We start from the raw sequence: 10,697 nt of genomic DNA, 5'->3' as shown, positions 1-10,697 counted from the left end.
TGTTCCGCCAGGAGCACCGCTGGTTAGCTACGTTCGGGATGGATAACCGCTGAAAGCATCTAAGCGGGAAGCCGGCCTCAAGATGAGACTTCCATGCCCTTCGGGGTGAGAGGCTCCCAGCCAGACGACTGGGTTGATAGGCCAGATGTGGAAGCGTGGCAACACGTGCAGCTGACTGGTACTAATAAGCCGATGACTTGATAACACCTCCTTTCTGCGAGATGAACGCGTCCACTTTGTGGTTCTCGACGTACGGTCGGAACCAAACAACACACCAACACGTGTGTTGCCGATGAACATGTCAATAGTGTTACGGCGGCCATAGCGTGAGGGAAACGCCCGGTCACATTCCGAACCCGGAAGCTAAGCCTCACAGCGCCGATGGTACTGCAGGGGGGACCCTGTGGGAGAGTAGGACACCGCCGGACTTCTTCTGTGAAAGAGCCACCCATTGCCGGGTGGCTCTTTTGCGTTAACGGTCCATGATTTGACTTCCCCCGTGGGCGGGCTATGGTCAGTGGTTACAGCACCCCCCAGCCGAAAGAGGGGAAGCGAGTACATGTCTGGTAAGACACCACAATCACGAGCCGGGAAGAAGGCACCGCAGCTCTCACTCAAGGAGAAGAGAGCTGAGAAGCGCTCCAAGCGCGAACCGGAGTCCTTCCTCAAGCCCCGCAAGGGTGCGTCGGGCTGATCCCCCGCTCGTGGAGGGCGTCGTGGCGACTGCGTATCGCAGCCCGCGGCGCCCTTCGTCGTCTCACCGTCTGGCGTAGCCCAGCCTGACCTGCAGCATTCGGGCGGCCTCCTGCACCTCTGTCGCCGCAGGTTCCTCCCGCTCTTGCTCCCACGTGACGGCGACCGCCGCGATCGGCCAGTCGGCGTGGTCGTGCACCGCTGCGGCCACCGATCGGAAACCCGGAGTCACTTCGCCGTCCTCGGTGGCGAAGCCTGCCTGGCGAACCTGGCGCAGCACCTCCCGCAACTCGGACGGCCGCACGGGACCGCGTCCCGTTCGGTCGGTGAAAGCTCGCGCGTCCGGATAGAGCGCGCGCACCTGGGCGCCGGGGAGAGCTGCCAGCATCGCCCGGCCGGTGGCGGTCAGGTGTGCGGGCAGCCGGACGCCCACGTCCGTCACGAGGGCGGGCCGGCGGGCGGCGCGCTCTTCGACGATGTAGAGCACATCGCGTCCGCTCATCACCGCGAGGTGCGCGCTCTCGCCGACGCGGTCGGCGAGAGCGGCGAGGATCGGCCTGCCCAGTCGTGCCAACGGCTCCTGCCTGGCGTAGCCGCCGGCGAGCTCGAACGCGCTGGTACCCAGCCCCCAGCGCCGCTCCTGTGCAAGGTGCACCACGAAACCGTGCTCCTCGAGCGTCGCGAGAAGGTGGTAGACGGTGGAGCGGGGGATTCCGAGTTCGCGAGCGAGTGCGGTCGCTGCGATCGGCGCAGGGCGGCTCGCCAGGTGACGCAGGATGCGCAGCGTCTGGTCAGCTGCCGGCACCTGCGGACGGCCGTCTCGGGCATCCGCTCTGTCTGGAATCACAGACATATTGTGGCAGAGCCGCGACCGGCGATGCCGCCGCCCGCGAAGAGCCGGTGCTCCAGACGGTCTGGTGCGAAGCGCTTGTCTGGGATCCCGGACGGAGGTTGCCGGAACCCGCTGGTGCGTGCGATGCGCGACGTGTGGAATCAGATCATGCAGTCTTCCTCCGCCGTGATCGTCGGCGATCAGCCGCTCACTCCCGCCCACGTGGTCGCGGTCGCCCGGCATGGCGCCGCCCTCGAGATCAGCTCGACCGCCCGCGACCGGGTCGCCGCCGCGCGAGCCGTAATCGACGGACGTGCAGCAGACCCGCATCCGCATTACGGCGTCTCGACCGGGTTCGGTGCGCTTGCCACGACCTTCATCGCCCCTGAACGCCGCCGGCAGCTGCAGGTCAGCCTGATCCGCTCGCACGCCGCAGGCACCGGTGCCGAGGTCGAGTCCGAGGTCGTGCGCGCCCTGCAGCTGCTGCGGCTGCAGACCCTGGCATCCGGTCACACGGGCGTGCGGCCCGTCGTCGTCGACACGTACGCCGCCATGCTCAACGCCCGCATCACTCCGGTGGTGCGCGAGTACGGCTCGCTCGGCTGCTCGGGCGACCTCGCCCCGCTTGCCCACGTCGCGCTCGCGGCGATGGGCGAGGGCGACGTCCGCAACGCGGACGGCGCGCTCGTGCCCGCGGCCGACGCTCTCGCCACCGCCGGCATCGAGCCGCTCGTGCTCGTCGAGAAGGAGGGCCTCGCTCTCATCAACGGCACCGACGGGATGCTCGGGATGCTGCTGCTCGCGCTGCACGACCTCGATACCCTCATCGCCACCGCCGACCTCGCCGCCGCGATGTCGATCGAATCGCAGCTCGGCACCGACGCCGTCTTCGCCGCCGACCTGATGGCGCTGCGTCCGCAGGTGGGTCAGGCCACCTCGGCCGTGAATCTGCGTGCCTTCCTCGGCGAGTCGCCGATGGTGCACAGCCACAAGGGGCCGGAGGACGGACGTGTCCAGGACGCCTACTCGCTGCGCTGCTCGCCGCAGGTGCACGGCGCGGCTCGAGACACCATGGCGCACGCGGTCATGATCGCCGAGCGCGAGCTGGCATCCGTGGTCGACAACCCGGTCGTCACCAGCGACGGGCGCATCGAATCGAACGGCAACTTCCACGGAGCGCCCGTCGCCGCAGTGCTCGACTTCCTCGCGATCTCGGTCGCCGACGTGGCATCCGTCTCCGAGCGGCGCACCGACCGCGCTCTCGACCCCGCTCGCAGTCACGGGCTGCCTCCTTTCCTCGCCCACGAGGTGGGCGTCGACTCGGGGCTGATGATCGCGCAGTACGCCGCGGCCGGCATCGTCTCCGAACTCAAGCGGCTCGCGGTGCCCTCCTCCGTCGACTCGATCCCGTCTTCGGCCATGCAGGAGGATCACGTGTCGATGGGCTGGTCGGGCGCGCGCAAGCTGCGCCGCGCCATCGACGGTCTCACTCGCGTGCTCGCCATCGAGATCCTCACCGCCGCACGTGCCCTCGACCTGCGTGCACCCCTGCAGGCCGGGCCCGCGACCGGGGCCGTCCGCGACCTCGTGCGCACCGTGGCCGCCGGGCCGGGACCCGATCACTTCCTCTCACCCGACATGGAGGCCGTGACCGAGCTCGTCCGCTCGGGCGCCGTCCTCCGCACTGCGAAGGAGCACGCGAATGTCTGAGCGAACCCTGCACGATCCCACTCGCACCATCCGCGCGGCACGGGGCGATCAGCGCACGGCGAAGAGCTGGGCCGCGGAGGCAGCCAAGCGGATGCTGATGAACAACCTCGACCCGGAGGTCGCCGAGCATCCCGAAGATCTCGTCGTCTACGGCGGCACGGGGCGTGCCGCACGCAGCTGGGAGGCGTACGACGCGATCGTGCGCACCCTCGACGAGCTCGAACCCGACGAGACCCTGCTCGTGCAGTCCGGGAAGCCCGTCGGCGTGTTCCGCACGCACGAGTGGGCGCCGCGGGTGCTCATCGCCAACTCGAACCTCGTGGGCGACTGGGCGACCTGGCCCGAGTTCCGTCGTCTCGAGTCGCTCGGCCTGATGATGTACGGCCAGATGACCGCCGGCTCGTGGATCTACATCGGCACCCAGGGCATCCTGCAGGGCACCTACGAGACCTTCGCCGCCGTCGCCCGCTCGCTCGGCCGGGAGTCGCTCAAGGGCACCCTCACCCTGACCGGGGGTGCCGGTGGCATGGGCGGCGCGCAGCCGCTCGCGGTCACCCTCAACGAGGGCGTCGTGCTGATCGTCGACGTCGACGAGTCGCGCCTGTCGCGCCGCGTCGAGCACGGCTACCTCGACGAGTACACCACCGACCTCGACGCGGCCGTCGCCCGCGTCGTCGCCGCCACGCAGGCGGGGCAGGCGCTGTCGGTCGGTGTCGTCGGCAACGCCGCCGAGGTGTTCCCCGAGCTCAAGCGCCGTCAGGATGCCGGTGAGTTGACCATCGACGTCGTCACCGACCAGACCAGTGCGCACGACCCGCTCGCGTACCTGCCGATCGGCATCTCGGTGGCCGACGGGAAAGCCGAGGCAGAGCGCGACCCCGAGGAGTTCACCCGACGCTCGCGCGAGTCGATGGCCGCGCACGTCGCAGCCATGGTCGCATTTCAGGATGCCGGGGCGGCCGTCTTCGACTACGGCAACTCGATCCGGGCGGAAGCGCAGCTCGGCGGGTTCGAGCGCGCGTTCGAGTTCCCCGGATTCGTGCCCGCCTATATCCGCCCGCAGTTCGAAGAGGGCCGCGGGCCCTTCCGCTGGGCCGCGCTCTCGGGCGACCCCGAGGACATCTACAAGACCGACCGCGCCATCGCAGAGCTGTTCCCCGACGACACCGCGCTGCACCGCTGGCTGGAGAAGGCAGGCGAGAAGGTGCACTTCGAAGGTCTTCCCGCACGCATCTGCTGGCTGGGATACAAGGAGCGTCACCTTGCCGGGCTGAAGTTCAACGAGATGGTGGCCTCCGGAGAGCTCTCGGCGCCCATCGTGATCGGCCGCGACCACCTCGACTCGGGCTCCGTCGCATCGCCTTACCGTGAGACCGAGGCGATGAAGGACGGCTCGGATGCCATCGCCGACTGGCCGCTGCTCAACGCTCTGCTGAACACCTCGTCGGGTGCCAGCTGGGTCTCGCTGCACCATGGCGGCGGCGTCGGCATCGGCCGCTCGATCCACGCCGGTCAGGTGACCGTGGCCGACGGCACCCCGCTCGCGGCCGAGAAGCTCGAGCGTGTGCTGACCAACGACCCGGGTACCGGCGTGATGCGGCACGTGGATGCCGGGTACGACCACGCACGCGACATCGCCCGGGAACGCGGACTCAAGGTGCCGATGCTATGAGCACCACGCTCATCACGAACGTCGGCGAGCTGACGACGAATGTCAGCACCCCGGCTGACCGGTGCGGCACCGTGCACGACGCCGCCGTGCTGATCGAAGACGGACTGATCTCGTGGGTCGGCTCGTCGCGCGACGCACCGGCCGCCGATGCGATGGTCGACGCCGGCGGGCGCGCGGTCACCCCGGGCTTCGTCGACAGCCACAGCCACATCGTCTTCGGCGGCGATCGGGCAGCCGAGTTCGAAGCGCGCATGGCGGGGCAGAGGTACGCCGCCGGCGGCATCCGCTCCACCGTCGCCGCCACCCGCGACGCGAGCGACGACGAGCTGCGGGCGCGGGTGCGCGGCTTCGTCGCCGAGATGCTCGCACAGGGCACCACGACCGTCGAGATCAAGAGCGGCTACGGGCTCGACGTCGAGACCGAGCAGCGCCTGGTGCGTCTCGCCGCCGAGGTGACCGAGGAGGTCACCTACCTCGGCGCGCACGTCGTGCCGGTCGAGTACGCCGACCGCGGCGACGACTACGTCGATCTGGTGATCGGTGAGATGCTGGATGCCTGTGCCCCGCACGCGAAGTGGATCGACGTCTTCTGCGAGACCGGCGCGTTCAGCGTGCCGCAGTCGCGGCGGGTGCTCGAAGCGGGCGTCGCCCGGGGACTGCAGCCGCGGATGCATGCCGGCCAGCTCGGCCCCGGCGACGGTGTGCGGCTGGCCGTCGAGCTCGGCGCCGCGTCGGTCGATCATGGCACGTACCTGACCGACGACGACGTCGCTGCGCTCGCAGCCTCCCTCACCGTGCTCACCCTGCTGCCGGGCGTGGAGTTCTCGACCCGGCAGCCGTACCCCGATGCGCGTCGCCTCATCGACGCCGGCGTCACGGTCGCCATCGCCTGCGATACGAACCCCGGCTCGAGTTTCACCTCGTCGATGCCGTTCTGCATCGCCGTCGCCGTGCGCGACATGGGCATGACGCCGGCCGAGGCGGTCTGGGCGGCCACCGCCGGGGGAGCGGCGGCGCTGCGGCGCTCGGACATCGGCGTGATCGCCCCCGGCGCGCGCGCCGACGTCGTGCTGCTGGACGCCCCGACGCGGGTGCACCTCGCGTACCGGCCGGGAGTGCCGCTCGTGCAACAGGTGTGGAAGGACGGCGTGTCCGTCTGGCGGAAGGGATGAGCATGGCACTCTCACACGACGAGCTCTGGCCCCGCGCCGGGTCGTGGCCCGCGGCGAGGCCGGAGGTCAGCGCGGATGCCGCGCTGATCGGCATCCCGACCTGGCGTACCTCGCTCTCGCCGACCGGAGCGCACGCGACGCCCGCCGCGATCCGCGATGCGCTATCGCGCTACAGCGCAACGCTGATGGGACGGCCGGTCGTCGATCTGAACGAGGCCCTGCGCATCGTCGACGCCGGCGACGTGCACGAGCCAGACGGTGACGAGGGGACCGAACGGGCCGTGCGGCGCGTGCGCGACCTCGCCGAGCAGACCCGGCTCGTGATCGCACTCGGCGGCGACAACTCGCTCACCTACCCGGTCGCGCGCGGTGCCGCAGCCGATGGGCTGATCACGCTGGACGCGCACTTCGACCTGCGCGACGGCATCTCCAACGGCTCCCCGGTGCGTCGCCTGATCGAGGACGCCCCGGACGGTGAGCGCATCGACCCGGCTCGCATCGTGCAGATCGGCATCGCCGACTTCGCCAACTCCGCCGCCTACGCACGGCGTGCTGCCGACTGGGGCATCCGGGTGATCACGCTCGACGAGGTGCGCGAGAAGGGCATCCGCCCGGTGGCGGCGCAGGCGCTCGCGATCGCGGGGGCGGGGGCGCGGATCCATCTCGACGTCGATGTCGACGTCGTCGACCGCGCGGTCGCTCCCGGCTGCCCGGCGAGCGTCCCCGGCGGGCTCGCGGCGTGGGAGCTGCGCGCGCTGGTGCGCGCGATCGCGTCGGATGCGAAGGTGGTCAGCGCCGACATCGCCGAGGTCGACGCGACGGCGGATGCCGACGACGCCCGCACCGTGCGTCTCGCCGCGCTCTGCGTGCTCGAGCTGCTCGCGGGCCTCGCCTCGCGCTGACGTCGCCCCGGCGCCGAGAAACCACATTCTGCGTGACACACCACGCGCGCACGTGTTCCTCGTGCGCGACGTGGGTTATCACGGGGCGGGGTCGCAGTGGCCCTGGGCGTGCGTCGACCGCGTAGCGTGGAGCCATGACTCGTATCGTGATCTTCGGCGGCCACGGCAAGGTCGCCCTTCTGCTCGCCCCTCTTCTCTCGGCCCGCGGTGACGAGGTGACCGCCGTGATCCGCAATCCCGACCATGCCGACGACGTGCGCGCGACCGGCGCGCAGCCGGTCGTGTTCGACGTCGAGCACGAGGATCAGGCGGCGATCGCCGCGCTGCTCGCCGGGCACGACGCCGTGGTGTGGTCGGCGGGCGCCGGCGGCGGGGACGCCGCGCGCACCCGCGCCGTGGATCACGACGCGGCCGTTCGGTCGATGGACGCCGCGACGGATGCCGGGGTGCGCCGCTACGTGATGGTGTCGTACTTCGGCGCGTCGCCCGACCACGGCATCCCGGCCGACAACCCGTTCCACACCTACGCGGAGGCGAAGGCCGCAGCCGACGAGCACCTGCGCTCTTCTGAACTCGACTGGACGATTCTCGGGCCGAGCAGCCTCACCCTCGGTGAGGCGACCGGCCGCATCGACGTCGCCGCCGACGAGTCGGGCGAGGTGTCGCGCGCAGACGTCGCGCAGGTCATCGCCGAGACGCTGCGCCAGGACTCGACCGTCAGACGCACCATCCGGTTCAACACCGGTGACCAGCCGATAGCCGACGCGCTCCGGGCCTGACCTCAGCCGAGTCCCACGGGGATCAGGGCGTGCGCGGTCGCGTAGATCGCGAGCCCCGCGAGCGCACCCACCACCGTGCCGTTCAGCCGGATGTACTGCAGATCGCGCCCGACCATGAGCTCGATCTTCTCCGTCGTCTCGGCCGGGTCCCACTTCTCGACCGTGTCGGTGATGATCGAGGCGATGTCGTGCCGGTACCGGTCGACGAGGAACACGGCGGCATCCGTCACCCACCCGTCGACGCGCGCCTGCAGCGCGGGCTCGGTGGCCAGCCGCTGCCCGATCTCGGCCACCGCGGCCGTTGCCCGACGGCGCAGCCCGCTCTCGGGGTCGGCCAATGCGGTGAGCAGGCCGGTCTTGGCGGTGTTCCAGGCCTGCGCTGCGAGCTCGCCCACGCGCGGGCTGTCGAAGAGTGTCGTCTTCGCGCTCTCCAGCCGGTCGCGCATGGCGTCGTCGTGCTGCAGCCCGTCGGCGAGCCGGGCGAGGTAGCCGTCGAGGGCGATCCGGGCCGGATGTCGGGGGTCGGCGTGCACGGCGCGGACGAATTTCAGCGCCTCGCTGTACGCCGTCTCGTCGACGAAGCGGTGCGCCAGACGGGGCACCCACGACGGCAGGCGGCGCGAGATGAGCCCCTGGAACGCTGCGGCGTTGTTCTCGAGCCACGCGCCGAGACTGTCGACGGCGAGGTCGACGGCTCCGCGATGGGCGTCGGCGTCGACGATGCGCTGCAGCCAGGAGCCGGCCGACGGCGCCCAGTCCGGCTCGATGAGATGCTCTCGTGCGAGATCGGCGATCAGGCTCTGCACGTCGTCGTCGCTCAGGGCGCGCAGCACCGCGGATGCCGCCGTCGAGGCCTCGGATGCCACGCGCTCGGCGTGCGCCTCGTGGGTGAGCCACTCGCCGAGCCGCCGGGAGAGCGCTGTCGTCGACAGCTTCGCGCGCACGACGTCACCGGCCAGGAAGTTGGTCTCGACGAACTCGCCGAGGGTGTGGCCGATCTCGTCCTTGCGGTGAGGGATGATCGCGGTGTGCGGGATCGGCAGCCCGAGTGGGCGGCGGAACAGCGCCGTCACCGCGAACCAGTCGGCCAGAGCGCCGACCATGCCGCCCTCCGCAGCCGCACGGACGTAGCCGAGCCACGGCTGCCGCGATTCGAGCCAGAAGGAGAAGACGAACACGACGGCCATGAAGATGAGCGCACCGAGGGCGACGGCCTTCATGCGTCGCAAGCCGCGCAGTCGGCCCTGATCGGCGGGCGAGAGCAGCGCCATCGGTGTTCGCGACATGCCGTCATCCTTTCACGATGACTACGCTTGAAGGGTGATCGACGACATCAAGAAGCGCGCACTGCACCGCACGAGCATCCTCGAGGGTCAGCTGCGCGGCATCGCGCGGATGATCGAGAACGAGGAGTACTGCATGGACATCATCACGCAGTCGCGCGCCGTGCAGCGTTCGCTGGAGTCGCTCAACCGCCTGCTGCTCGAGAACCACCTGCGCACGCATGTCACGGACATGTTCGAAGAGGGCGGGGACGAGCGCGAAACAGCGGTCGGTGAACTGCTGAAGGCGTTCGACTTCGACCGCAAGTAGAGCATATCGGCAGAATCAGGTTCGCTTGACGACGGATATCGTCGCTGACCTCAACGCATTCTTCGTTTTTCGCTGTACCTCCCTGCGTGACTGTGCTTGACTGACGCTAGTCAGATCTCAACGTGGAGGTTCCATGGCACAGCCCGCACCCGCGGTTCCCGCCCCGACCGGCGACCTCGGAACCGGAGGCGTCGACATCGCCGGCGTCACGAAGCACTACGGTGACGCGACAGCAGTCGACGACCTGTCACTGTCGATCCAGCCGGGCGAGTTCCTCTCCCTGCTCGGGCCGTCGGGCTGCGGCAAGACCACGACCCTGCGCATGATCGCCGGCTTCGAGCATCCGGACAGCGGCGATATCCGCATCTCGGGCCGCAGCGTTCTCGGCCTGCCGCCGCACCGGCGCGAGGTGAACACCGTCTTCCAGGCGTACGCGCTCTTCCCGCACATGACCGTCGCAGAGAACGTCGCCTACGGCCTGCAGCAGCGACGGGTGCCGAAGGCCGAGCAGCGCGAGCGCGTCATCGCCGCGCTCGACATGGTGCAGCTGCGCCGGTTCGCCGACCGCAAGCCGACCATGCTCTCCGGCGGGCAGCAGCAGCGCATCGCCCTGTCGCGTGCGCTCATCAACCGGCCCAGCGTGCTGCTGCTCGACGAGCCGCTCGCCGCGCTCGACCGGCAGCTGCGCGAGGAGATGCAGGTGGAGCTGAAACTGCTGCAGGCGCGACTCGGCACGACATTCGTGTTCGTCACCCACGACCAGGGCGAGGCGCTGTCGATGAGCGACCGGATCGCGGTGATGCGCGCCGGCCGCATCGAACAGCTCGACGCTCCCGACCGCATCTACGCCGCTCCGGCGTCGGCGTACGTCGCCTCGTTCATCGGCCAGCAGAACTTCCTCAGCGGCACCGCCCGGGGCGACGCCGTCGACACGGGCGTGGGGCTGATCCACGGCAGGTGGGGAGCGGAGCAGGTCACCGCGGGGGAGGCTGCCGTCGCCGCCATCCGTCCGGAGTTCGTCCGTCTCGAGCGCCCTGACACCGTGGGGTTCGGCATCGACGGTCGCGTGCTCAGCGTGTCGTACCTCGGCGAGACCCTTCAGGTCGTGGTCGGCATCGACGGCGGGCAGACCCTGCTCGTGCGCACCCCGGCGCCGACGGCACCTCCGGTGGCGGTCGACCAGGCGGTGCGCTGCACGTGGTCACCCGTCGACGTGCGGCTGTTCGCGGCAGAGGGCGCGCCCACTGCCGCCACCCATGTGATCGCCCTGCCCGACCGCGCCGCCCGCTGAGCGGCATCCACCCACCAGCACAGCACCCGCAGCACCGCACGAAGGAGTGCCCC

At 70.0% G+C, this 10,697-nt stretch carries 9 protein-coding genes and 2 rRNA genes; 9 read left to right on the top strand and 2 right to left on the bottom strand.

Features of this window, described 5'->3' with window-relative positions; translation table 11 throughout:
- Both ACWGSM_RS10955 and rrf read left to right on the top strand, forming a co-directional pair.
- Positions 1-205, top strand: a 23S ribosomal RNA gene (locus ACWGSM_RS10955); the annotation flags it as partial.
- A 106-nt stretch (positions 206-311) separates the two neighbouring features.
- Positions 312-428: ribosomal RNA gene (rrf, locus tag ACWGSM_RS10950) — 5S ribosomal RNA — on the top strand.
- 329 nt (positions 429-757) lie between these two features.
- Here the strand turns inward: rrf and ACWGSM_RS10945 are convergent.
- Positions 758-1,546, bottom strand: a complete 789-nt coding sequence (locus tag ACWGSM_RS10945) for an IclR family transcriptional regulator (protein ID WP_452322943.1) — start codon at positions 1,544-1,546, stop codon at positions 758-760.
- 147 nt (positions 1,547-1,693) lie between these two features.
- On the opposite strand from ACWGSM_RS10945, the gene hutH reads away from it, so the two are divergent.
- The 5 genes from hutH to ACWGSM_RS10920 all read left to right on the top strand — a co-directional run bounded on the left by hutH (position 1,694) and on the right by ACWGSM_RS10920 (position 7,760).
- A complete protein-coding gene (hutH, locus tag ACWGSM_RS10940) occupies positions 1,694-3,235 on the top strand; it encodes a histidine ammonia-lyase (protein ID WP_452322942.1) in 1,542 nt (513 codons plus the stop codon).
- Positions 3,228-4,907 carry a urocanate hydratase gene (gene hutU, locus ACWGSM_RS10935; RefSeq protein ID WP_452322941.1) on the top strand — a complete coding sequence of 560 codons (1,680 nt, stop codon included), beginning with the start codon at positions 3,228-3,230 and terminating at the stop codon, positions 4,905-4,907. Before hutH ends, hutU begins: the two co-directional genes overlap by 8 nt.
- Positions 4,904-6,079 (top strand): imidazolonepropionase, encoded by a 1,176-nt coding sequence (gene hutI / locus ACWGSM_RS10930; protein ID WP_452322940.1) that lies wholly within the window; start codon positions 4,904-4,906, stop codon positions 6,077-6,079. The genes hutU and hutI overlap by 4 nt, the downstream gene beginning before the upstream one ends.
- On the top strand, positions 6,076-6,981 hold the full coding sequence (locus ACWGSM_RS10925) for an arginase family protein (protein WP_452322939.1): 906 nt from the start codon (positions 6,076-6,078) through the stop codon (positions 6,979-6,981). The genes hutI and ACWGSM_RS10925 overlap by 4 nt, the downstream gene beginning before the upstream one ends.
- 134 nt (positions 6,982-7,115) lie before the next feature.
- A complete protein-coding gene (locus tag ACWGSM_RS10920; RefSeq protein WP_452322938.1) occupies positions 7,116-7,760 on the top strand; it encodes an SDR family oxidoreductase in 645 nt (214 codons plus the stop codon).
- Positions 7,761-7,762: 2 nt separating this feature from the next.
- On the opposite strand, the gene ACWGSM_RS10915 is transcribed toward ACWGSM_RS10920, so the two are convergent.
- Positions 7,763-9,046, bottom strand: coding sequence for a DUF445 domain-containing protein (locus ACWGSM_RS10915; RefSeq protein WP_452322937.1), 1,284 nt, complete (start codon positions 9,044-9,046; stop codon positions 7,763-7,765).
- A 34-nt stretch (positions 9,047-9,080) separates the two neighbouring features.
- Between ACWGSM_RS10915 and ACWGSM_RS10910 the strand changes: the two genes are divergently transcribed.
- Positions 9,081-9,353, top strand: a complete 273-nt coding sequence (locus ACWGSM_RS10910) for a metal-sensitive transcriptional regulator (protein WP_452322936.1) — start codon at positions 9,081-9,083, stop codon at positions 9,351-9,353.
- A 133-nt stretch (positions 9,354-9,486) separates the two neighbouring features.
- A complete protein-coding gene (locus ACWGSM_RS10905) occupies positions 9,487-10,644 on the top strand; it encodes an ABC transporter ATP-binding protein (protein ID WP_452322935.1) in 1,158 nt (385 codons plus the stop codon).
- The last annotated feature ends 53 nt before the right edge of the window (positions 10,645-10,697 follow it).

This window comes from Microbacterium sp. NPDC055521, from assembly GCF_053619695.1.
The sequence above is the reverse complement of the archived record's forward strand: the minus strand, read 5'-3'. Positions and strand labels throughout refer to the sequence as shown.

Coding starts and splice junctions, on each gene's coding strand:
- ACWGSM_RS10915 (WP_452322937.1), bottom strand. CDS start 9,046: ATGTCGCGAACACCGATGGCGCTGCTCTCGCCCGCCGATCAGGGCCGA.
- ACWGSM_RS10945 (WP_452322943.1), bottom strand. CDS start 1,546: ATGTCTGTGATTCCAGACAGAGCGGATGCCCGAGACGGCCGTCCGCAG.
- ACWGSM_RS10925 (WP_452322939.1), top strand. CDS start 6,076: ATGAGCATGGCACTCTCACACGACGAGCTCTGGCCCCGCGCCGGGTCG.
- ACWGSM_RS10905 (WP_452322935.1), top strand. CDS start 9,487: ATGGCACAGCCCGCACCCGCGGTTCCCGCCCCGACCGGCGACCTCGGA.
- hutU (WP_452322941.1), top strand. CDS start 3,228: ATGTCTGAGCGAACCCTGCACGATCCCACTCGCACCATCCGCGCGGCA.
- hutH (WP_452322942.1), top strand. CDS start 1,694: ATGCAGTCTTCCTCCGCCGTGATCGTCGGCGATCAGCCGCTCACTCCC.
- ACWGSM_RS10920 (WP_452322938.1), top strand. CDS start 7,116: ATGACTCGTATCGTGATCTTCGGCGGCCACGGCAAGGTCGCCCTTCTG.
- hutI (WP_452322940.1), top strand. CDS start 4,904: ATGAGCACCACGCTCATCACGAACGTCGGCGAGCTGACGACGAATGTC.